Origin of the sequence: Gilliamella sp. B14448G11, assembly GCF_016101765.1 — a bacterium.
Classification (GTDB): domain Bacteria; phylum Pseudomonadota; class Gammaproteobacteria; order Enterobacterales; family Orbaceae; genus Gilliamella; species Gilliamella apicola_N.
Genome location: NZ_JACFPX010000005.1, coordinates 144,676 through 167,829, shown reverse-complemented (window position 1 = coordinate 167,829; position 23,154 = coordinate 144,676). Strand labels below are relative to the sequence as shown.

Genomic DNA, 23,154 nt, shown 5'->3' with positions numbered 1-23,154 from the left:
TCAACATTAAATTATCAGTCACCGATTGAATACAAAAGAAATCGATGACCTTATCTTTTTGGTACTAAAAAGTGTGGACATACCACTGTTTTGCAAGACTTTGCTGGCAGATTTTAATACACTCTTTCTGCCAGTACGCAAGTCAATGCTAGAAGCAATTAAATCCTGCACCTGTTGACGTAAAGAACGCGCTTTCTTAAAATCTACATCAGGGTACACCCCAAAAGAGATTCGTTTTTGTGTGCCTTCCCAGTAAAAGCGAAACACCCATTGTTTAGTGCCGTTAAACTTAATGTTAAGGTACAAACCTGCGCAGTCTTCTAGGTTATAGGCTTTAGCGGCAGGCTTGGCTCGTCGAATTGATAAATCGGTTAGCAGTGTCATGGTGCTATATCCTCTTGTTCGTTGTTCAAAGTTTTTTTTTCATGTCAAAAACTGTCTAGGAACAAAGAGACTGCACGGTGTAATCACCAAATACTTACTCGACCTAAAACAACGACGAAATAGGAAAAAAGGTAAAATATCCAGTTATACTGCTATCTAAGATAAATATAGCGGTGGACTTAAATATACTTACTTTAAGCGCACAATAATAATCTTTAACGAAGATAAGTTTACAGTTAACACTGCAATTTCAAGAAGTTATGAACTTTAATGGAAGTCTTTATAAGAAAATTTGGAGCGGGAAACGAGGTTCGAACTCGCGACCTCAACCTTGGCAAGGTTGCGCTCTACCAACTGAGCTATTCCCGCAAGAGAAGTGTTTTAAATGGTGCCCGGGGCGAGACTTGAACTCGCACGGCCAAAAAGGCCGAGGGATTTTAAATCCCTTGTGTCTACCGATTTCACCACCCGGGCTTAAAACTTATTACAAAATGTAATTGCGTTTTGATGCTGTGCATTTTACTCATCTAAAAAATATCGTCAACTAAAAATTAAAAATAATTGTTCGATTGCTCAATGTTTGTCATATTTTGCCAAATTATTAATCTTTTCAGGTTTTAATGACGTTTTTTATATCCAAAATAAAGTAAAAATTAAATGGGCATATATTTTTTTAAGTTAAATTGTAATGAGATTATTTACGTCAAATTCGATTATGCTTGGAGATCAGAACATAAAATTATTTAGGATTGCTATATAAAATTATGCTCTAAATGGTTACATTAGCAAAATGCCATTTAATAATAAGGCAATTTTGCTATGAAAAAATGGATGATATAAATGAAGAACCGTAGTTTAATTAGACACTAAAAGATGAGCCACAACCACATGTTGTTGTCGCATTCGGATTATCTACCACAAAACGTGATCCTTGTAAGCCTTCAACATAATCAATAGTACCACCGACTAGATATTGCAAACTCATTGGATCAACAACAAGTGAAACGCCATTTTTTTCGATAGCAAGATCATCTTCATTTACTTTTTCATCAAAAGTGAAACCATATTGAAAACCACTACAACCACCGCCAGTGATGTAAACTCGTAATTTGAGGTTTGGATTTTCTTCTTCTGTTACTAATAATTTAACTTTATTAGCGGCAGCATCTGTAAAGTTAATCGGAAAAGCATTACTCATTTTTTTCTCCCAATATTTGATTGAGATATTATATACCTTTGCAGATTGAAAATACAAAATGAAAACTTCTATTAAATAAATTTTTCATAGCTAACTTGAATTTATTTTGATTTTATGAATAAATACAACAAAATTTTTCATAGAGGTCACCTTAATGAAGCTAGATAAATTTAAGTCAGAAAAGTTGTATCATCAAGCATTATCTGTAATGCCTGGCGGTGTTAATTCTCCTGTGCGAGCTTTTAATGGTGTTGGTGGTACGCCATTATTTATTGAGCGCGCCAATGGCGCTTATATTTATGATGTTGATGGAAAAGCTTATATTGATTATGTAGGTTCTTGGGGACCCATGATTTTAGGGCATAACGATCCAGATGTAGCCAATGCAGTTATTCATGCGGTTCATAATGGCTTAAGTTATGGTGCTCCAACAGAGATAGAAACCAAAGTTGCTAATCTTGTTACACAGTTAATGCCTTCAATTGAAATGCTACGCATGGTAAATTCGGGTACTGAAGCAACCATGAGTGCAATTCGAGTTGCTCGTGGATTTACCGGACGCGATAAGATTATTAAGTTTGAAGGTTGTTATCATGGGCATGCAGATTATTTATTGGTTAAAGCAGGGTCTGGCGCTCTTACCTTTGGCCATCCCACTTCACCGGGAGTGCCTAATGATTTTGTTAAGCATACGTTAGTGTGTGATTATAATAATTTGGCATCAGTCAAACAACAATTTGAGCAATATCCTAACGATATTGCAGCTATCATTATTGAGCCAGTAGCGGGTAATATGAATTGTGTGCCAGCGAAAAAAGAGTTTTTACATGGATTACGAGCATTATGCGATGAATATGGGGCGCTACTAATTATAGATGAAGTAATGACAGGATTTAGAGTCGCGCTGGGCGGAGCTCAAGATTATTATGACATAGTGCCTGATTTAACCTGCTTAGGAAAAATTATTGGTGGTGGCATGCCTGTAGGTGCTTTTGGTGGACGTGCTGACATTATGCAACAATTGGCCCCAACTGGACCAATCTATCAAGCCGGTACATTATCTGGCAACCCGGTTGCGATGGCTGCTGGATACACCACTTTGAATAAGCTGATGGATGTCGGAGTCTATCAAGAATTAACAGATAAAACAGCAGCGCTAGCTGATGGTCTAAAAATAGCGGCCAAAACACATAATGTACCATTAGTAGTCAATTATGCTGGTGCCATGTTTGGACTATTTTTTACAACTGCTGGTGAAGTAAGCAGTTATCAGGACGTTATGCAGTGTAATATTGAATTATTCAAAAAATTCTATCATCATATGCTCGCTGAAGGTGTTTATCTTGCACCATCTGCATTTGAAGCAGGTTTCATGTCGATTAAACACACCGACAGGGAGATCAATCACACAATTGATGCAGCAAATCGTTTTTTTAGTAACTTAAATTTTTAGTTTTTAAATTCTTTATTTTATAACTGAAAAAATGACACTATTTTTTAATACATTACAGAGATAAAAAATTAAACTATTAAAATAGGTAAATATTATATGGTTAATCCACTAAAAGAAGGTGAAAAAGCACCTGAGTTTTCATTACCTGACCAAGATGGAGAGTACATCAGCTTAAAAGATTTCAAAGGTCAACGTGTTTTAATTTATTTTTATCCCAAAGCCATGACACCCGGTTGTACAGTGCAAGCTTGTAATTTACGAGATAGCTCTGACGATTTTGAAAAATATGACGTGGTGATCCTTGGTATTAGTACCGATAAGCCTGAAAAGTTATCCCGATTTGTTGAAAAAGAACTGTTAAATTTTACTTTGCTTTCTGATGAAAATCATGAAGTTGCCCAAGCATTTGGAACTTGGGGCGAAAAGGAATTCATGGGTAAAACCTATGAAGGTATTCATCGAATAAGTTTTTTAATTAACAAAGACGGTATTATTGAAAAAGTCTTTGATAATTTTAAAACAAGTGATCATCATGAAGTTGTTTTAGACTATCTCAAAAATTAATCTAAATAATTTTTAAAGCAGATTAAATTGCTTAATCTGCTTTAATTTCTTTTAAACTATTATTATTTATATCTTCAGGTGTTGGCCAAGCGTTAATAATAGCTTTTACTAATGTTGCCAATGGTATAGCAAAAAATATTCCCCAAAATCCCCATAATCCACCAAATACGATCACAGCGACAATAATAACTAAAGGATGAAGATTCAATTTCTCTGAGAATAAACAAGGTACTAATAAATTCCCATCCAAAGCTTGGATTAAAACATAACAGAAAATTAAATAACTAAATTCAGGACTTATTCCCCACTGAAAGATAGCGATTAAAACGACAGGGATGCTTGAAATAATAATACCAATATATGGAATCAATACCGATAAGCCCACCAAAACAGCAAGTAATAAACCATAATCTAATCCAAAATACCAGAACGGAATATATACGCATACAGCTAATATGATAATGTGTAACACATTACCAACGATATAGTTTGAGATTTGCATATCCATTTCAACGGCAACTTTATCTAAAATTGTACGATTCTTAGGTAATATTTTAGAACAATAGGCCCAGATCTTAGTTTTATCTTTTAATAAAAAGAACATCATTATTGGTACCAAGACAGCGTTAATTGCCACAGATACAAATCCTAATAAAGAAACAATCGAAAATTGCAATAATGAGTTTCCTGTTTGCACAACTCTACTGGTGATACCCTGAATTATGGAATCAAATAACCCAACATCAATTAATTCAGGATAATGTTGAGGTAATGTAGTTAAGAAATTATTAGCAAAATTGAGCATGTTAGGGATATTGGTTATCAAGCTAATACTTTGTTGCCAAATTAGCGGTAGTAAAATCATAAACCCAACAAAAACCACCATAATAAACAGTAATAAAACAATCACAACGGCGAGTGTTCTTGGTAAACCTCGTTTATGTAAAAAATTAACCGGACTATCTAGTAAATAGGACAGTACGATGGCAATTAAGATAGGTAGCAGAATTTTATTGAAAAAATAGATGATAATAAATAAGCCTAAAATAACCGCCATCAATGACACTACATGCGGATCGCTAAAACGCTTTTTATACCATTCCATAAACATTTTTAACATCAAAATTCTCCTATCATGCTGTTTTTTTTAAATTATACACACTTTGATTGATTATTTTTTAAAACCACCTAATATGCCACGGGTGATTTTTCTACTAATTTGATTAACTACTTGTCTGGTAGCACTTTTAGCTAGTTGTTGGGCAATACCATCATGCTGTCCCCCTTTTGGGCCTTTCGAACCAAAAAATATTGAACTGAAAAAATCAAGCAATCCACCACTATTTTTATTTTGTTGGTTTTCAGCGTCATTATTGAGGTTTTGATTATTTTTATCGGTTTGAGAGTTAGATAAGTTATCTAATGAAAATCCATTTTTTAATATCTCATAAGCAGATTGACGATCTATAGTTGATCGATATTTATTGTAATACTGGGAATGTTGAATAATTGCTGATTGATTTTCTTGAGACATAGCGCCCATTCTCGATCCTGGCGCAATCACAAAACCACGTTCGACCATATTTGGTCGGCCTTTTTCATCTAAAAATGAAATTAAAGCTTCACCAACACCTAATTCCATTATCGCTTTTTCAGTATCAAAACTTGGATTAGCACGCATTGTTTGCGCAGCCGTTTTAACCGCTTTTTGATCTTTCGGTGTAAAAGCTCGCAAGGCATGCTGAACACGATTACCTAATTGCCCGAGAACAGTATCCGGTATATCTGTCGGATTTTGCGAAGCAAAATAAATACCCACGCCTTTGGAACGAATTAAGCGTACTACTTGTTCAATTTTTTCTAATAATGCTGGCGAAATATCATTAAACAATAAATGAGCCTCATCAAAAAAGAACACCAATTTTGGTTTATCTGGATCGCCTATTTCTGGTAAATGCTCAAAAAGTTCGGATAACAACCATAAAAGGAAGACAGAATATAATTTAGGTGAATTGTATAATCTCTGTGCAGATAAAATATTGATAATTCCACGTCCTTCTGCATTTACCTGCATTAAATCTTGAATATCAAGCATTGGTTCGCCTAGAAAAAACTCCGCACCTTGTTGTTCAAGTGTTAACAATCCACGTTGAATCGCCCCTATTGACGATAAAGAAATATTACCGTATTGAGTGGTAAACTGTTTGGCATTATCGCCTACAAATTGAATTAATGATCGCAGATCTTTGAAATCGAGTAATAATAAACCATTATCATCAGCAATTTTAAAAACTAATTGTAATACACCAGACTGTATATCATTTAGATTGAGTAACCGAGCAAGTAAAATTGGCCCTATATCTGATACAGTACTACGAACAGGGACCCCTTTTTCAGCAAATACATCCCATAATTCAATGGGTGATGCATCAGGCTGCCAATTAAAAACTTCTATATTGTCTAAACGAGTTTTTAATTTTTCTGTTAAAACAGCCTTTTCGCCAAGACCTGTTAGATCGCCTTTAACATCAGCAAGAAAAACCGGCACGCCTATTTGCGAAAATCCTTCAGCCATTTTTTGTAATGTGACTGTTTTACCAGTACCTGTTGCGCCAGTAATTAAACCATGACGATTAGCTAATGCTGCAACGATGGATAAATCTTTGCCATGGCTTTTGGCGATGATGATCGATTCACTCATGGATTAACCTCTTGTAAAATTGTTATTTAATATTTGATGTTATAAAAACAATTGGCCAATTTTGTCAATTAAATGCTTTTTACTGTTAAAGTTTTAAATAATATTGTATTCTGAATTAGCAGTAACCGCTATTTTTATTATCCATCTAGCCAATATAAGGAGCCGTTATGTTTCCAGAATATCGAGAATTAATCTCTAAATTAAAAAATAACGATTTACGTTTTCAAAAACTGTTCGATTTACACAATGAACTTGATCAAAAAATTAAAAATATTGAGTCTGGAATTACTGTTGATACTAGCGAAACGATAGATGCATTGAAAAAGCAAAAATTAAAGCTGAAAGATGAAATTTATGATATTTTAAGAAAAACCAATGATAACCATTTAAAATTATAATTAATTAGATAGTGATTATAAATTGATAAATAGATGTGAAAATTAGTGTGTAATAAAAAACCCCAATTAATGGGGTTTTTTATTTTATATCAACTTAAATAGTTACACCAACGATTTTATTACAATGTTGGTGATTAAGCTTTTTATTTTTTAGCTAATTGTTGTTGAGCCTTTTTTTGTTTACGGCTTTTAATTAGTACAATTAAGTTTTTATGTGGTGTCTTCATGTGTTATTTCCTTTTTGTTGTAATTGTATGATTCACAAGATATTTTTAATAAATATAATTTCAAGATACAGTTTTACTATATAAGTGAAATTGACATCACCTATATAGTCATCAATGAAGCTAGAACCATTGCCCAAAACGTTTGATATAGATGCGTTTCATTAATTGAGCAACACAGCAATAGCTAAATAGAGTTACTAATAGCCATGGGAAATATGACCAAGGTAATGGTTGCAATCCAATTAATCCACCTAATGGTGAAAACGGAATATAAATACCCACTGCCATAATTAGCATGGTCATTACAATAACTGGGAATGCAGCTGTACTTTGCACAAATGGAATTTTTTGTGTTCTAAGCATGTGCACAACCAGCGTTTGTGATAACAATCCTTCAATAAACCAACCAGAATGGAACAGTGATTGCGCTTCAATACTATTAGCACCAAATATAAACCACATTAGTGCATACGTTGTGATATCAAAAATGGACGATGTTGGCCCGATCCAAATCATAAAACGTCCAATATTTCGTGCATCCCATTTACGTGGTTTTTGTAAAAACTCTTCATCCATCTTATCCCACGGTAAGGAGAGTTGTGAAATATCATACAGCAAGTTTTGAATAAGTAAATGTATTGCTAGCATAGGTAAAAACGGTAAAAAAGCACTAGCAACTAATACTGAGAATATATTACCAAAGTTAGAACTTGCCGTCATATTGAGATATTTCATGATATTACCGAAAGTTTCACGGCCACAAATAACACCTTCTTCTAATACCATTAGGCTTTTTTCCAAAAGGATAATATCTGCCGATTCTTTAGCAATATCTGTCGCGGTATCAACTGAGATCCCCACATCAGCATCACGTAATGCAGGTGCATCATTAATACCATCACCTAGAAAACCAACGGTATGACCATTTTCTTGCAATAAACGAATTATTCGTGATTTTTGCAATGGTGTTAATTTAGCAAAAATAGTACGTTGTTCAATCTGTACTTTTAGCTCTGCATCATCCATTGTTTCAATTTCAGTTCCAAGTAAAGGAATACCGGGTTCTAAACCTACTTCACGGCAGACTTTAATGGTGATTATTTCATTATCACCTGTTAACACTTTAACGCCAACCCCATGTTCGTTTAATGCTGAAATAGCCTCATAAGCGCTCTCTTTGGGCGGATCTAAGAAAGTTAAAAATCCACGAATCGCTAAAGCTTTTTCGTCTTGAACATTGTATTGAGTTTTAGTCTGGGCAACAGGAATGTCTTTTATACCAACGGCTAATACTCTAAAACCATCTTTGTTATAGTTATGCGCCAATTCAATCAATGCTTTCTTACGGTTTTCGTCTAATGGCAAATATTCTCCGTTTTCATAGACAAAATCCGAAATTGATAGCATTTCTTCAACGGCACCTTTACAGATCATTAAATGATTATCATCATTGCCTTGAACAACAACTGATAAGCGACGACGAACAAAATCAAAAGGTAATTCATCAATTTTTTTATAAAAACCAATACCTACTTTTTTAACACTGGTCTTTTCTTCTGCAAAACGGATGATGGCTTTATCCATCAAGTTTTTCATTCCACTTTGATAGTAACTGTTAAGCCATGCTAGTTGTAATACAGATGCATCAATTTGCCCATTAATATCTAAATGATGTTCTAAAATGATTTTATCTTGAGTCAATGTACCCGTTTTATCAGTACATAAAATATCCATTGCACCAAAGTTTTGAATAGCGTTCAAACGTTTCACAACAACTTTGCGCTTTGCCATTCCTACAGCACCTTTGGCAAGATTTGCACTCACGATCATTGGTAACATTTCAGGTGTTAAACCAACCGCAACCGCTAAAGCAAATAATGCTGCTTCTCCCCAATCGCCTTTAGTGAATCCATTTATTAATAAAACAATAGGAACCATGACTAACATAAAGCGAATCAATAACCAACTTACGCTGTTTACGCCACGATCGAATGAAGTTTCGGCTCTTGATCCTACTATCGATTTTGCTAACGAACCAAAATGGGTATCTGCACCTGTCGCAACCACAATAGCAGTTGCAGTTCCACTCACTACATTGGTACCCATAAAACAGACATTATTCACATCCAGCACATTATCTTTATCGATATCGGCAGCATCAACATTATCACTGTTTTTTTGAGTTACAGCACCTAATGTGTCATATTTTTCAACCGGAATTGATTCCCCTGTTAATACTGCTTGGCTAACAAATAAGTCTCGTGATTCAATCAAACGAATATCGGCCGGGATCATATCGCCTGCTGACAAATAAACAATATCGCCTGGTACAATTTCACTTAATGGTATTTCAATGCGTTCTGGGCTCATATCTTTATGTGCTCGACGCAATACCGTTGCAGTGGTTCGGATCATAGATTTTAAGGCTTCGGCAGCCTTGTTTGATCTAAATTCCTGCCAAAAACGTAATATCCCACTCAGTGTCACCATAGTGAGGATAATGATAACACCAGTCAAATCGGTCTCGTCACCATCTTGTAGTGGTAACCAGTAATCAGTAACAAAACTAACTATCGCTAATGTCAACAATACAAATATAAATGGATTTTTAAAAGCTAATAGTAATTGGACAAAAGCAGAAGGTACTTTTTCACGAGCGACTTCATTTTTTCCATATTGTTCCAATCTTGATTTTGCGCTTTCTTGAGTTAATCCAGAAAGACTTGATTGGAAATTAGATAAAATGTTATCAAGACTGTTTTGAGCCTCTTTAAGGGCTTTTATGTTTGAAGTATTTTCTGTCTTTACTTTAGATGTTTTTTTAGTCATAGTCTGTACCTATCCATACTTTTTAGACAAAAGGAACCTATTCCTAAGTTAAATCATAACTAGGCATATATCAGTTCTTATTGGCTAAAATCTAAACGCAAAGCAATAACTAGCCATTCAAGCTAATGCTTGGCATAAAATAAAATTTTAGAGAATTAAAATTAGTTAAGAGTTAGATACAACTTGGTGGCTCTAAATGCTTGTCTGTAAGATATAATACCCTTAGAAGCACTTTAAGAGCGCAATGATGTTTTGAATTTGAGTGATAGCATGTAGAAAACTGCATATCGTTCACCGTTACCGTTTTTATCAATTTCGGCTCGTGAACTGAAAAAATAACTATTTAGACAGGTTCATTAACCGACAATGATGTGTTTGAATTTATCTCCCCACTGTTTGGGGTGACCCGATTGAGTGTCCATATTTCTCCTGTAAATTGAACTCTACCCTTTGGATTTCAACTTTTCTTCACCCTCATTTTTAAACCGCTTTGATAGTTAAAAAAGAAAGAAAAGCTCCAAGGTGGGCAAGTTATACGCTTTTCACAAAAGTAAGTCAACCCGTTATCAAAAAAATATTTCGAGTTCGCTTAAAAACAGCACGTAAAACGGCTTGAAAATTAAAATTAGCATAGAATTAATACACGTTTTACCCGATATCAGATATAATTGTACAATGATTAATTAATGCGGATTATTGAAATGGAAATCTCAGAATTACTCCATGACAATTGGTTCAATTTGGTTATTATATTCACACTTTCTTGTGTTGCTTTTATATGCAAAAGGCCAAGATCCAGTAAATACTTCGACAACCTCATCAAATATGCCGATATTTTAGAAAAAACATCTCAACCAAAGTATCAACGTGACTACTTAAGTAATATCAAAAAAAAATTACTTTGGGATAAAATCTGTTTTTATAAATCAGGTGATATTGAAAAAGAGAATATTGCTATGTCACTTGTTAATGCCGACGTAAATAATATTATTGATCTGACACAATTAAATTTATTAACCCAATATTTTACTATTCAAAAAAATCGCTTAATACCACTAGCATTTTACTCAATTAAAGAAGTTGTACTTAGCGGTATCATATTAATTTTTGCACTTATCTTATTACTATTTAATATTAATAGAATCTTTAGTTCACCTTGGATTGTCAATATTATCATTTCGATTTTGACTATTTTTATCATTTTGTTTATTACATATCGTTTTGCACTCGATCCAATCAAACGATTGAAAACCTATTTGGTCATTTTAAAAAATGAAACTTTTTTACAAAGAGCAAACAATGAACTGGCTAAAATTATTGAAGAAAGAGACGCAAACAGCCGTACGTTGGAATAATCGATAAAATAAAAATTGATCAATAAATCGATTGATAACCAAGTGATATAAATAAACAGGATAAACGCTATTTTCAATGATGCGATTCATCCTGTTTTTTTAATATGAGGGTTAAGAATGAATATTCAACCGTGCATTTTTCATTTGATCAATTAAATTTGATAATGATGAATTAAGTTGATACATGAATTGTTGGTATGAAAAGGATTTCTTACTAATTTCATCTAACTGTAATTCCCAATGTGCTGTCATATCTGGCATAGACATAATATCTGGCAATGATAAAATTAGATTTTGTCCGATTTGTGTAGAGCGTATTGATTTTCCTTGTCGAATTAAAAATTGCCTTTTAAATAACAACTCAATAATACCTGCACGCGTTGCTTCCGTACCTAAGCCATCTGTTTCACGTAGGATTTTTTTAATTTCAGGATCTTTTACAAAGCGAGCTATCCCCGTCAAAGCTGCTAATAACGTAGCGTCAGTAAATGGTCTTGGCGGCTGAGTTTCTTTACTAAGCAATTCAGTATCAATGCATTGGACAGATTCCCCTTTTTTAATGAGCTTAGTCAATAAACCATTGTTGTTATCATCAGCATCGCTATCGATTTGAGTGTTTTTATTTCTGAATAAAACTTTCCAACCTTCATCAAGCATTTGATTGGTTTTTGATATAAATTTCCCTCCTTGAATTTCAACATCAATTTGTAATTCAGAATATTTATAGGCGGGATAAAATTGGGCTAAATATTGGGTTGCTACAACTTGATAAACAGCCCGCTCATTATTGGACAAACTGTCCATTTTGGCTTTACGTAAGGTAGGAATAATGGCATGATGCGCTTCCACCTTTTTATCATTCCATGCTTTGGAACGCAATGAAAAATCAGCATTATCAATTGCTGTTTGCAAAGCTGAACAATTGTTTTCAATGGCTGATTTTATGCCATTAATTTGCTTTAAATGCTCTTCAGGCAGAAAACGACAATCTGAACGGGGGTAAGTAATTAACTTATGTTTTTCGTATAATGACTGACAAATATCAAGCACTTCTTGCGCACTTAACCCATTTTTTTTCGCCATTTCAATTTGTAAAGAAGACAGGTTAAATGGCATTGGTGGAGCAAGCTCTTTCTTTTTATTGCTTACTTTATCAATTATACCGGATTTATCTTTAATCCGTTGGCAAACATTTTCAGCTAATGCTTTAACGAGTACTCGACCTTCTTCATCTTGATAAGGTTCGCAAGCTTCACTCGGTTGCCATTTAGCTTTAAATGTTTCATTATTTTTGGTTTGCAAAATAGCAAACACTTCATAGAACGGTTTAGGTACAAATTGGGCTATCTCTAAATCGCGTCTTACCACTAATCCTAAAATAGGCGTTTGCACTCGACCAATGGACAGTACGCCACGATAACCGTTTCTTTGCCCTACCAATGTACAAACTCGGCTCATATTCATGCCGTAAAGCCAGTCAGCCCGAGCTCTAGCTAATGCAGAAGTCGATAAAGGGACATAATCTTGATTACTTCGCAACTGTTCAAGAGATTTTTGAACTGCACTAGCATTTAAATCACTAATTAAGCAACGTTGGATGGTTTTGCGTTTTTCGGGTGTAAGCTGGCAATAATTTAACACTTCATCTACTAATAATTGTCCTTCTCTATCGGGGTCACCCGCATGCACAATCAGATCGGCAGATTTAATCAAATCGACCAAAATATTTAATTGCTTTTCGGTATTTCCTTTAGGGATTAATATCCACTTTTCAGGCACGATAGGCAAATCATCTAAAGACCATTTTTTAAATCGTTCATCATAGACTTCAGGGGTCGCTTGTTCTAATAAATGCCCAATACACCAGCTAACCACATCACCATTACTGGCTCGGATAAAACCATTCCCTTTTTGGTGAGGTTTGGGCAATACATCCGCGATAGCCCTAGCTAAGCTGGGCTTTTCGGCAATAAATAAACGAAAAGACTGATTAGTTTGCATAATAATAAGTATTAATCATAAATTCCAAACGACATAAGCATTATTGAGTTTATTTTAAGATATAACCTAAATTAGTGAATTTCTTTAAAGATTCCCGATTATGTCTATCCCAATTTGGTGATACTTGACATTCCAAACAGGCTAAAAGTAAATTTGCAGAACAAGTCAATGTAAGTCCCTTTTCTCTTTCTTTTGCTAAAGTATAAAGTATCTACTTCAATACTATCATTATATACTAAATAAGATAATGCTTTAGAAAAAATAACATTATATTTTAAAACAATAAATCCTAAACCTATTTCTACAAATTCAAAATATGAATTAAAATTGTTACATAAGTTTTTAGCCCATTCAAGTTTGAAAATTTCCTGATAACCATTTTAATCAATAGATTGTAATTGATAATCTTTGGGTAATTTTGAAACAATTAATTTCAGTTTGTTATGTCAACATAATGGATTCGAATTTAAACTATAACGTATAATTTTATCGTAATTTTTTGGGTATAGATTCTCGATTAAAATTTGCTATTCTTTTTCAATGTAAACAGAATTTCATAATCATTACTATAAATTTTTGGAATATTGCAAAGAAAATTTTGATTAGATTGGCTTGCTAAAAAAAGAAATAGACAATATTAGTTACAACTGAACTTGGTTGCAATAGATTATCTGTATAAGCCGATCCAATATTCCCTTTCCAATAAGCATGACTGAGTGTTCAAGTCGCACTTTCAAATAACGACTTAACACCATTGTTATTAAAAAATTTATAAAAATTGATTAAAACTTCAGAGATTTAAAAAATCACTTCAGCTACCACCATTTTTTGAGCTTAAGCCATATTACTGAAACAATACTAATAGCAATAAGCACTAAAATTAAACCCACAAATGACCATTCATTTTCATTAAAAGGGATACCTGCCAAATTAACACCCAGTAAGCTGGTTATGAAAGTAATTGGCGTAAATATAATGGTGAACAGTGACATTAAATAAATACGTTTATTCGTCGATTCAGCCAGAATGCTATTAATTTGCTCCATAACTGAACCAATTCTTATTAAACAACTATCAATTTCAGAAACATAGTGATTTTGTTGATTTGAAATATCATGCAATCGTTGGCGATCATTATCATCAATCCAAGATATTCGTTCTGTTGAAATTTTTACAAAAATATCACGTTGTGGTGAAAGTAGACGACGTAATATGAAAAGTTGTTTACGAACTCTTCCTATTTCTTTATGCGAAAAAATTCGCTGATTTAAGAGTAAATCTTCTAATTTAATAATTTTATTGTGGACACCATCAAATGATAAATTAACTTGATCACAGATTAATTCAGAAAGCTGAATTAACCAGTCAGCAACATCAACAGGACCAATTCCTTTTTCTAAATTTTGTTTTAATTTAATAATAGCATCTATTTTTTGATGTCTGGTTGAGATTATTAAATTATCGGTAATATAAAAACGAAAAGTGACGATAGGATCGGGCAGTTCATTTGGGGTAAAATTAACACCCTTTAGTACGACTAAAATCCCTGCATCACAACGTATTTCTTTTGGAAATTGATTAGGTTTTATCAACTCATTTTTGACAAGATCAGGAATCAAATTTGTTTGATTGATCCAATTTATGGTTTCGCTTTTAGCAAAATCAAGATGTATCCAATAAGGTTGGGTCTTTGAAGCTTCTGTTTTGTCATTCAAAGAATTGGCTTTGCCCTTTCCATCCAATTGGCAACTAAAAACAGGTTGTGCTGCAAGTAGATCTGAAACCAGAATAGAACTATTACTATTTTCGTTAATCATCATCAGCCCCATTTATTAAGTTTGCTTAATTATATACTGATTTTGATTAAAAATGCAGCGAATGATTGATTATCGAGATTTACCCGTTAAGGGTTTAAATAAATTTGTGGTATTGACGAATGATTGGGATGATTAAAAATCCCTGTTTCAACACCATACCATCGATGAATTTTTTCAACCGTTAGCACATCCGCTGGCGCACCTTGCTCGACAATTCGGCCTTGATGAATTAATAAAATTTTATCAGCATATAAAGCAGCCAAATTAAGATCATGCAAAATACAACAAACTGCTAATTTTTGTTTGCTAACTAATTGTTTCAACAATCTTAACGTATGTTGTTGATGATATAGATCAAGGGCGGAAGTCGGCTCATCTAAAAATAACAATTTTTCTGTAGGTTCAGGCTGCCATAATTGCGCTAATACTCGCGCCAGTTGAACTCGTTGCTGTTCACCTCCTGACAAACTACGGTAATCGCGGTCTGCCAATTTTAAACAATCAGTTTGTTGCATACTTTCTTGCACCGCTTGCTCAAAATTGGTCTTACCATAAGGAGCTCGCCCCATTGCAACCACTTCTTTCACTTTGAATGGAAAAGTTAATTGACTTTGTTGCAACATAACGGTTCTAATTTTAGATAATTGCGTTTCGGACCATTGTGATAATGGTTTATTAAGTAAATAACATTCGCCTGAAGCTGGTTTTTGATAACCTGTCAATAAACGTAAAAGTGTCGATTTACCTGCACCATTGGGACCAATGATAATTACAATTTCACTGGCTTGTATGTTCAAAGACACATCGTTAATTAAAGTGCGATTAGCATAACCAAAAGTTAAATGTTCAGCAGTTAACATCATTAAATACCATCTATTACTTATGTTTTAAAATCAGCCAAATAAAATAAGGACCACCAATCAAACTTGTGAAAAGTCCGACAGGAATTTCAGTAGGTGCAATTAAAGTGCGTGCAAAGGTATCGGCTAGTAGTAATAAACAAGCACCACCTAGTGCTGAACCCGGCAATAACCAGCTATGATTAGCACCGACTCTCAATCGAATCATATGGGGTACAACCAGACCGACAAAAGCAATCATGCCACTAACTGCGACAGATGTACCAATAAGCACAGCAGATAGTAATAATAAATACTGCTTAATTCGTCTGACTTTAATACCTAAATAATGAGCGTCTTCATCACCTAACTGAAGAATATTAAGTTGATGAGAAAGCTTAAATAAACACACTAAAGCAGGGACAATAAGTGATAACGCAACCAGAACTAAATCCCAAGAGCCCTTACCTAAATGTCCCATGGACCATAAAGAAAGTTGTCGCAGTTGCGCTTCATCACTAATATAACTTAGGCAACCCATAACCGCCCCAATAACAGCATTAATAGCAACACCTAGTAATACCATTTTGGCCAAATTACATTGCGAATTTATGCTATAAAGATAAATTAATAAACAGATAAAAAAGCTTCCTGCAAATGCTGCGACCATTTTGCCATACATGACCATAATAGGTGGAAAAATGGCAGGAAACAAAATAGATAACCCAACCATTAAAGCCGCACCACTACTAATGCCAAGTAAACCCGGATCAGCTAAGGGATTACGAAATAACCCTTGCATCACCGCGCCTGAAGTGGCTAATGCCATTCCTACTATAATTGCTAACACTATTCGTGGCATACGTATATTTAACCAAATGTTCCATAAAGGATCATCCATCGACATATCCACTAGTTTATCAAAAGTTAGTTTTAATGCGCCTGAATTTGCAGAAAATAGAATTAGCACCAATAGAATGGCAAATAATCCCCATAACAAAGAGCGATGACTATATTTGCCCACCCATTATCCTCTTATCTGTATTAATTTATTCATTCAACTTGAGCCAATTAATAGGTTATTTTCAAGCTAGGATCGACGACACTGTAAGCATGATCGTCAATTTGTTGATTGACAATTTTATCAATAACTATTTTTGCCAAATCAGTACGATAAATAATACCATGCACCTCTTGTTGATAATAACATTCAGCTTTTTGTGTCATTTCACCATCACGTAATCCACCCGGTCTTAAAATCAAGAAATCTAATTTGCTTGTTTGCAACCAAACCTCAGCTAATGATTTTTCACGAACAGCACGACCAAACACTTGTTTAGCACGTTCAGACAACGTAGCCCATGTATCACCACAACCTAAAGAGGTCACCAGAATCATTTGTTTAATTCCGGTTTGTTCAGCACAGTCGATAATCACGCGTTGAGCAGAATAATTACCTGTTTCACCGCCTAAGGTTGATATAATAGTTGCTTCACAACCCGCTAATTCGCATAGTTTTTTAACTAATTCACAATCAGTTGCATCACCAACATGAGCCTCAATACCTTGATTAACTAATTGTTTGGCAAAATTAGCATCACGAACTAATACAATACAACGCCATTGAGGGTGATATTGCTTGGCTAGATGTGCAATTTGATAACCTGTACCTTGTTTAGGGCTTACACCAAAAATTAATAATGTCTGCATTTTGTTAATAACTTATAATTAATTAATTTTTTTTGCTAATGTACGGAATTTTTCTAATTGATCCGCTTTTAATTGATGTTTTTCGTCACGACCTACAAAGATTTTGAACATTGCTTGTCCTGTGTGATTTAGGAAAATTATTGAAGCAGTTGCCATTTTCATAAATTTACGTTCAATAAATGCAATATATTGACAATGTTCAGCCTTAATATGTCCACTTAACCCTTTTTGATGACGAAGATTAAAGTATCTTTGGCTGTGAGATCCTGACGGTAATTCACCAGAAATTTCAGCGATTACATCACCGGTATGAACTAAAAATAGCACATCTCCCCATGTTGTAACTTCTTCCCAGATCGCATCAAAATTACTGCCATCAACAATTTTCGCATCAGGTAAAGCTTGAATAACTTGTGTTAATGTAACATGATGATCTTGAGCGATTTTTTCTAATAACTCTTCTGGTTCTGTTTTCATATAAGCATTTAAATTATCTAAAAGTGTTGGTTTTTCTGTCATAATAGTATCCTTTAATTATGAAATTTGATGTGGATGTTTAGATTTTTCTGTATTTGATTTAGCCACTCTAGGATGACTATTCATAGCTTGTCTCGCTTGAGCCATTTTTTTCTGTATTTCAATATATTCGGGATTATTAAGTTGTAACAATAACTGCTGGAGTGCTTGAACTATATTGCTTGACCAAAAACGTCCCGATAAAGTTAGTCGTATACAATAATCTTCGTTTTCTAAAAGCCCAACTTGATGCCATTGTTTAATTAGAGGTGCGAAGAGATGATATTGTTCAGTTAGTTTAGTTAAATCAACACGCCCTTTTTCTATCCCTGCTTGTAATCGATAAAGCCATTCTCCTATCACTGGTTTACCAGTCAACATCATAATTGGTTTTTTACCCTCATCAAGCTGGGTATAATATTGATTTAAATCACGATGAATCATAAATGACTGACCACCTAATCGGCCCCCGGCACAAGATCCAAATGCAAAAAAATGAGAACCTTGCTTGATCAGAAAATTATATAAATTTCGTTCACGACTATTTTTGGCCCAGTGGGCATTGGTTAAATGTACCCAACCTTGTTTAGCTAAAAATTCTGCACCTTGATGATAAAAATTACTTTTATCTGTAATGGAGGGTATTTCAATACGCTTATTTTCGACCCCTTTGGCCAAAGGTGTGGTTGGTAAAAGATTAAGCGAATACAAATCTACACCATCTAACGGCAATTCATTGACAATTTCTAAATCACGTTGCCAAGTTTCTGGGTTTTGATTTGGTAAACCGAACATTAAGTCACAAACTAACGCAACACTATCACGAGCGGCAATACGTTCAAAGCTACTGATAATTTGTTGCTCACTTGATTCACGACCTAATCGTTGGCGAATTTCAGTATTAAAGGTTTGGACACCAATTGAAAACCGATTTGCTCCCGCTTCAATATAACTATCAACACGATCATCATCAAAATCAGAAATACGCCCCTCAACCGTAATTTCGCAATCTGGCGCTAATGGTGCATGATCTTTAAGATAGCGAATAACGCGTGCTATTTGCCCTGCTGCCAAAGCAGAAGGCGTCCCTCCTCCAAAATAAACAGCATGAATAGGTGCTGATTGCATTGCTGTATTATTAATTTCAAGCGATATCTCTTTTAATAAATAATTAATATAAGTTTCAGTATTAAATTTTCTTAATGGATTTTGATAAAATCCACAAAATTGGCAATGTATGTCACAAAAAGGAATATGAATATAAATCAACCTTTTTTTACCCTTTAGAGAGGTTGATTGAATTGTATCCCATTGAGAGGTAACTTCATGGGGTGGTAGTGGAATACTCGCCTGTAAAGGCATAACAGCCCAACGATCTTTAAAAGGTAAAGTCGCGTTTTGAGCAAAAAAAGCGCTGACATCTAATGATTTCATAACAACCGTTCTTAATTAAATAAACTGCAAAATTAAATAATAATTATTTTCATTTATCAATATTTTTTATTAACCATTTTTATAATATATTGATATATTTATTATTATTTTTTTACAAAAAAATGTTTTTGAATTCATTTTCTTTATAATTTGTCTGTTTTTTAAGCCATTTCTCAAATCTTTACAACTTGTTTTAACTGATTATTTATATTGAAATTGTTAAAAATCTCGTTAAACGAAAATTTTTTTTTGCTTGAAAAAAATGAGGAATAAAGGACAATTATGTTGATAATAGTTCTCATTTTCACTATATTATCGCGAAGATTAAAATTTACAAACAGGAAGTAAATAATGAAAAATTTCATAACAAAATTAAATATATTTTTGTTAATTTTCACTTTCAACGCGCTTATAAATATCAGCTCAGCTCAAGATAGAATTGTTATTGCGGGTGGCTCATTAACCGAAATTGTTTTTGCGCTGGGTGAAGGGGATAAGGTAGTCGGCGTTGATAAAACTAGCACTTATCCACAATCTGTCACCACTCTACCCCAAATTGGTTATTGGAAATTATTAAATATAGAAGGAATTTTATCATTAAACCCAACGTTATTTATTACTTTAAGTGATGCAGAGCCCGATAATATTATTAGTCAAGTTACTCAAGCTAAAGTTGATGTTTTATCTTTACAACGTGTGCCTGGAACTGTTGAATTACTTTATGAAAATATTGAAAAAATAGCTAATAAACTACAAAAACCAGATCAAGGACAACAGCTAATAAAGCATATCAAGAATAATCTTTTACAAATCCAACAAAAAATAGATATGCAACCCAATAAAGCCAAAGTTTTATTTTTAATGAGCATGGGTGGAACCAATTCAGTAGCAGGTAAAAACACCACAGCGGATGCTTTAATTACTATTGCTGGGGGTGAAAATCTAGCTAAACATAAAAGTTATAAAAGCTATACAGCCGAATCTATCATTGCAATGAATCCTGATGTTATTATTTTAAATAACCACTCAATTCAACAACTTGGTGGAGTTAATAAAATCGACACTATACCAGGTATCACAGAAACAGCAGCATTCAAAAACCACCGAATTATTACCATTGATGACGGATATCTATTTGGTATTGGCCCCCGAGTGGATGAAGTTGCAAAGATTCTTTGTGACAGCTTTTATCCTCAATAACTGTTGAGGATAAAACTGAAATAAAAAATTGTTTAGCAGATTGATTAAATTTAAAAGATGATCAACTTAACTGTTAATTAATCTGAATGATTTTATTTAGTTTATTATATTTGAAAGGATTAAAATGATTAATTTCACTAAATTTAAAAAAACCAGCACGTTAGCTTTGGGCTTGACAGTTGTCATGCCAGCAATGGCTACGGGCAAACTCGATGATGAAAACTACGACGTCATAACTGTGACCGCTCACGAAGCAATTAAAAAACCAGGTACAAATACTGAAATATCCGAACATGATATCCGCCGTGACGGCGGTACTAATTTTGGTACTCTCATGCGTTATCAACCACTCATTTCAGCTCCAGGTAATATTTCCGGTTCAGGTACCGGTAAAAGTAGTTGGGACCGAGGAGGTTTCAGTGGCTATAATATTCGTGGTCTAGATGCTAACCGCGTATCAATTGATGTTGACGGTATGCCATTACCTATAGCACAAGGCCGAGTTAATTCAGTAGGTCGGGCAGGTTTCGGTTCTTATGGTATTGGTCGTGATTACATCGATACCTACATGTATAATAAAGTTGATATTCAATCAGGTGCCACATCTGTAAGTAATGCGAATAATGCCCTAGGCGGTTCGGTATCCTTCCAAACTAAAACGGCTAGCTATTATCTATATCCAGGTAAAACCAGTTATTTTGGATTCGAAAACAATTATGACAGTTCAGATAGAAGCTATCATCAAGGAATTACTATGGCTGGTGGAGATGATCACCTCAATGGCATTATTGTATTAAGTCGTCGAGATGGACAACAAACAAGAAATCACGGTGATTCAATAAGCAGTTATCCAGAAAATTGGCACTCTAACTCAATCTTAGCTGGCTTTGGTTGGCAAATGACAGAAGAACATTTACTCAATACGACTGTCGATTATAATAATAAAACTAAAAATTCCCATTATGATACTTGGGACCAAAAAGGTAAACACATTGAATCACTCGACCATCAACGCAGTAAAAATAACCGCTTTAACTTAGCAATTAAAGATACATGGCAACCTACCAATATTAGTTGGATTGACACATTAACGACACAGTTAAATTACCAACGGACTAATGTCTTTGATGACACAAAATTGCAGCACAAATCCAAAGGTAATTTTTATACTCAAACCAACTATAATACTAAATCATATAATTTTATTACTACTTTAATAAAACAAATTGATAACCAAAAAATCAGCGCTGGTTTAAATGGTAAATGGAGTGAAGATGAATCGCCATTCTTTACATCAGCTAAATCACAATACGTCGATACTTTCCCAGACGGTGATTATTCCAAACCACAAGCCGATAGTAAAAGTTATCAGTTGGGGGGATTTTTTGAAGATCGCATTAGCTTTAATACCAACAATAGTAATAACTTTTATTTAGTACCTGGTGTCAGAGCAATTTATCAAAATACCAAGCCACGCAATCTTGAAAACATGTCAGTATCAAATGTTAATTCACATCAATTAGGTACACAATATAGTAGTAACAGTGATTTCAAAATTTTACCATCAATGGCATTAATGTATGATATTAATCCTAATTTCACTGCTTATCTACAATATAAACGTAGCGCTCAAATGCCAAATCAGAACCAATTATATGGCTCTTATTTAGCGCACAGCACTATGTATGTACTTGTTGGCAACTCTAATTTAAAAACTGAAACGGGCGACAATTTTGAACTCGGTGTAAAAGGTCAACCAATATCAGGCATTACGTTATCGTCATCTGCTTTTTATAACAAGTACAAAAACTTTATTGCTTTTACGCGTTATAGGAAAAATTTTGTTGGTATTGGCAATCGTTTAGTTTATCAATCTGAGAACCGTGACAAAGCTTATACCTTTGGTGCAGAATTAAATAGTGAATTTAATATTGGTACTTGGGTAGAATCACTCAATGGTTTAAGCGCACGTTTCGCAATTGGCTATAACAAAGGTAAATCAAAATCAAGTTATTTAGGTGATAAATACATTGAGATGGATACTATTGCACCATTAAAAAGTACTATTGGTTTATCATGGGATGATCCGAATAAATTCTATGGTGTTTCCTTAACAACAACATTCCAAAAAGGTAAGAAAACTGATGCCACCTCCCGCGAAACATATCGCAACGAAGGCAAACCAATTGAAGACTCATCTGATGATTATTTTAGAATCGCTGGTCACGGTATTGTTGATTTAACAGGTTATATAAATATTACCAATAATATTAGACTAAGCGGAGGAATCTACAATCTTACTGATCAAAAATATTGGGATTACCTCAGTAATAATAAATTATACAGTACATCAGATCATAAATATCTAGAGATGTTTACCGCACCAGGTAGAACATTCCAGTTAGGTTTAAATATTGATTTCTAGAAATATCTAAAATATATTTATCATTTTCTAACCCGCCAATGCGGGTTATTTTTTTCCAAAAAGTATTACATGTAATATTTTTATGGTAATATTGCTTACATAA

The 23,154-nt window shown here is 34.0% G+C and carries 18 protein-coding genes, 2 tRNA genes and 2 pseudogenes; 6 read left to right on the top strand and 16 right to left on the bottom strand.

The window, feature by feature from the left end:
* Positions 1–18: 18 nt before the first annotated feature.
* From H3S88_RS05865 to erpA, 4 genes are all read right to left on the bottom strand, one after another.
* Positions 19–384, bottom strand: coding sequence for an Arm DNA-binding domain-containing protein (locus tag H3S88_RS05865; protein ID WP_198227754.1), 366 nt, complete (start codon positions 382–384; stop codon positions 19–21).
* A gap of 293 nt (positions 385–677) precedes the next feature.
* Positions 678–753, bottom strand: a tRNA-Gly gene (locus H3S88_RS05860).
* Between the two features lie 17 nt (positions 754–770).
* Positions 771–858: transfer RNA gene (locus H3S88_RS05855), tRNA-Leu, on the bottom strand.
* 385 nt (positions 859–1,243) lie between these two features.
* Positions 1,244–1,582, bottom strand: a complete 339-nt coding sequence (erpA, locus tag H3S88_RS05850) for an iron-sulfur cluster insertion protein ErpA (RefSeq protein WP_025315260.1) — start codon at positions 1,580–1,582, stop codon at positions 1,244–1,246.
* 154 nt (positions 1,583–1,736) lie between these two features.
* Between erpA and hemL the strand changes: the two genes are divergently transcribed.
* Together hemL and bcp are read left to right on the top strand one after the other, a co-directional pair.
* Positions 1,737–3,035 (top strand): glutamate-1-semialdehyde 2,1-aminomutase, encoded by a 1,299-nt coding sequence (gene hemL / locus H3S88_RS05845; RefSeq protein ID WP_198227756.1) that lies wholly within the window; start codon positions 1,737–1,739, stop codon positions 3,033–3,035.
* A 96-nt stretch (positions 3,036–3,131) separates the two neighbouring features.
* Positions 3,132–3,599 carry a thioredoxin-dependent thiol peroxidase gene (bcp, locus tag H3S88_RS05840; protein WP_039127832.1) on the top strand — a complete coding sequence of 156 codons (468 nt, stop codon included), beginning with the start codon at positions 3,132–3,134 and terminating at the stop codon, positions 3,597–3,599.
* 31 nt (positions 3,600–3,630) lie between these two features.
* Here bcp and H3S88_RS05835 read toward each other — a convergent pair whose 3' ends face one another.
* Both H3S88_RS05835 and H3S88_RS05830 read right to left on the bottom strand, forming a co-directional pair.
* On the bottom strand, positions 3,631–4,719 hold the full coding sequence (locus H3S88_RS05835) for an AI-2E family transporter (protein WP_086327455.1): 1,089 nt from the start codon (positions 4,717–4,719) through the stop codon (positions 3,631–3,633).
* Positions 4,720–4,770: 51 nt separating this feature from the next.
* Positions 4,771–6,300 carry a helicase HerA-like C-terminal domain-containing protein gene (locus H3S88_RS05830; RefSeq protein ID WP_198227758.1) on the bottom strand — a complete coding sequence of 510 codons (1,530 nt, stop codon included), beginning with the start codon at positions 6,298–6,300 and terminating at the stop codon, positions 4,771–4,773.
* Between the two features lie 167 nt (positions 6,301–6,467).
* Here H3S88_RS05830 and H3S88_RS05825 point away from each other — a divergent pair, with 167 nt between their 5' ends.
* The gene (locus tag H3S88_RS05825) at positions 6,468–6,698 is read left to right on the top strand and encodes a YdcH family protein (protein WP_039127841.1); all 231 of its coding nucleotides are present in this window, start codon (positions 6,468–6,470) and stop codon (positions 6,696–6,698) included.
* Positions 6,699–7,045: 347 nt separating this feature from the next.
* On the opposite strand, the gene mgtA is transcribed toward H3S88_RS05825, so the two are convergent.
* Positions 7,046–9,754, bottom strand: a complete 2,709-nt coding sequence (gene mgtA / locus H3S88_RS05820; protein ID WP_039127843.1) for a magnesium-translocating P-type ATPase — start codon at positions 9,752–9,754, stop codon at positions 7,046–7,048.
* A 701-nt stretch (positions 9,755–10,455) separates the two neighbouring features.
* On the opposite strand from mgtA, the gene H3S88_RS05815 reads away from it, so the two are divergent.
* The gene (locus tag H3S88_RS05815) at positions 10,456–11,109 is read left to right on the top strand and encodes a hypothetical protein (RefSeq protein WP_198227760.1); all 654 of its coding nucleotides are present in this window, start codon (positions 10,456–10,458) and stop codon (positions 11,107–11,109) included.
* 111 nt (positions 11,110–11,220) lie between these two features.
* Here H3S88_RS05815 and H3S88_RS05810 read toward each other — a convergent pair whose 3' ends face one another.
* The 9 genes and pseudogenes from H3S88_RS05810 to hutW all read right to left on the bottom strand — a co-directional run.
* A complete protein-coding gene (locus tag H3S88_RS05810; protein WP_198227762.1) occupies positions 11,221–13,110 on the bottom strand; it encodes a DNA topoisomerase III in 1,890 nt (629 codons plus the stop codon).
* A gap of 49 nt (positions 13,111–13,159) precedes the next feature.
* Complete coding sequence (locus tag H3S88_RS13515; protein ID WP_370528585.1) at positions 13,160–13,321, bottom strand: GNAT family N-acetyltransferase; 162 nt, start codon at positions 13,319–13,321, stop codon at positions 13,160–13,162.
* A 7-nt stretch (positions 13,322–13,328) separates the two neighbouring features.
* A pseudogene (locus tag H3S88_RS13510) lies at positions 13,329–13,475 on the bottom strand (GNAT family N-acetyltransferase); the annotation flags it as partial.
* Positions 13,476–13,925: 450 nt separating this feature from the next.
* A complete protein-coding gene (gene zntB / locus H3S88_RS05800; RefSeq protein ID WP_172398417.1) occupies positions 13,926–14,927 on the bottom strand; it encodes a zinc transporter ZntB in 1,002 nt (333 codons plus the stop codon).
* A gap of 86 nt (positions 14,928–15,013) precedes the next feature.
* Positions 15,014–15,790 (bottom strand): heme ABC transporter ATP-binding protein, encoded by a 777-nt coding sequence (locus H3S88_RS05795; protein WP_198227764.1) that lies wholly within the window; start codon positions 15,788–15,790, stop codon positions 15,014–15,016.
* 13 nt (positions 15,791–15,803) lie between these two features.
* Positions 15,804–16,790, bottom strand: coding sequence for an iron ABC transporter permease (locus tag H3S88_RS05790; RefSeq protein ID WP_039127854.1), 987 nt, complete (start codon positions 16,788–16,790; stop codon positions 15,804–15,806).
* A 47-nt stretch (positions 16,791–16,837) separates the two neighbouring features.
* Positions 16,838–17,476, bottom strand: coding sequence for an NAD(P)H-binding protein (locus H3S88_RS05785; protein ID WP_198227765.1), 639 nt, complete (start codon positions 17,474–17,476; stop codon positions 16,838–16,840).
* 18 nt (positions 17,477–17,494) lie between these two features.
* Entirely contained in the window at positions 17,495–17,995 is a 501-nt protein-coding gene (hutX, locus tag H3S88_RS05780; protein WP_198227766.1) for a heme utilization cystosolic carrier protein HutX, read from the bottom strand.
* A gap of 126 nt (positions 17,996–18,121) precedes the next feature.
* Positions 18,122–19,426 (bottom strand): annotated as a pseudogene (gene hutW, locus H3S88_RS05775) (heme anaerobic degradation radical SAM methyltransferase ChuW/HutW); the annotation flags it as partial.
* A 351-nt stretch (positions 19,427–19,777) separates the two neighbouring features.
* Here hutW and H3S88_RS05770 point away from each other — a divergent pair.
* A complete protein-coding gene (locus H3S88_RS05770; RefSeq protein WP_198227768.1) occupies positions 19,778–20,626 on the top strand; it encodes a hemin ABC transporter substrate-binding protein in 849 nt (282 codons plus the stop codon).
* Positions 20,627–20,750: 124 nt separating this feature from the next.
* Complete coding sequence (locus tag H3S88_RS05765) at positions 20,751–23,051, top strand: TonB-dependent receptor domain-containing protein (protein WP_086327443.1); 2,301 nt, start codon at positions 20,751–20,753, stop codon at positions 23,049–23,051.
* Positions 23,052–23,154 lie beyond the last annotated feature (103 nt).

Excerpts from the sequence above, each read along its gene's own strand:
- mgtA (WP_039127843.1), bottom strand. The coding sequence starts at position 9,754 with ATGACTAAAAAAACATCTAAAGTAAAGACAGAAAATACTTCAAACATA.
- H3S88_RS05810 (WP_198227762.1), bottom strand. The coding sequence starts at position 13,110 with ATGCAAACTAATCAGTCTTTTCGTTTATTTATTGCCGAAAAGCCCAGC.
- H3S88_RS05830 (WP_198227758.1), bottom strand. The coding sequence starts at position 6,300 with ATGAGTGAATCGATCATCATCGCCAAAAGCCATGGCAAAGATTTATCC.
- hutX (WP_198227766.1), bottom strand. The coding sequence starts at position 17,995 with ATGACAGAAAAACCAACACTTTTAGATAATTTAAATGCTTATATGAAA.
- H3S88_RS05770 (WP_198227768.1), top strand. The coding sequence starts at position 19,778 with ATGAAAAATTTCATAACAAAATTAAATATATTTTTGTTAATTTTCACT.
- H3S88_RS05795 (WP_198227764.1), bottom strand. The coding sequence starts at position 15,790 with ATGATGTTAACTGCTGAACATTTAACTTTTGGTTATGCTAATCGCACT.
- H3S88_RS05815 (WP_198227760.1), top strand. The coding sequence starts at position 10,456 with ATGGAAATCTCAGAATTACTCCATGACAATTGGTTCAATTTGGTTATT.
- H3S88_RS05785 (WP_198227765.1), bottom strand. The coding sequence starts at position 17,476 with ATGCAGACATTATTAATTTTTGGTGTAAGCCCTAAACAAGGTACAGGT.
- bcp (WP_039127832.1), top strand. The coding sequence starts at position 3,132 with ATGGTTAATCCACTAAAAGAAGGTGAAAAAGCACCTGAGTTTTCATTA.
- erpA (WP_025315260.1), bottom strand. The coding sequence starts at position 1,582 with ATGAGTAATGCTTTTCCGATTAACTTTACAGATGCTGCCGCTAATAAA.
- H3S88_RS05825 (WP_039127841.1), top strand. The coding sequence starts at position 6,468 with ATGTTTCCAGAATATCGAGAATTAATCTCTAAATTAAAAAATAACGAT.
- H3S88_RS05765 (WP_086327443.1), top strand. The coding sequence starts at position 20,751 with ATGATTAATTTCACTAAATTTAAAAAAACCAGCACGTTAGCTTTGGGC.
- H3S88_RS05835 (WP_086327455.1), bottom strand. The coding sequence starts at position 4,719 with ATGTTAAAAATGTTTATGGAATGGTATAAAAAGCGTTTTAGCGATCCG.
- hemL (WP_198227756.1), top strand. The coding sequence starts at position 1,737 with ATGAAGCTAGATAAATTTAAGTCAGAAAAGTTGTATCATCAAGCATTA.
- zntB (WP_172398417.1), bottom strand. The coding sequence starts at position 14,927 with ATGATTAACGAAAATAGTAATAGTTCTATTCTGGTTTCAGATCTACTT.
- H3S88_RS05865 (WP_198227754.1), bottom strand. The coding sequence starts at position 384 with ATGACACTGCTAACCGATTTATCAATTCGACGAGCCAAGCCTGCCGCT.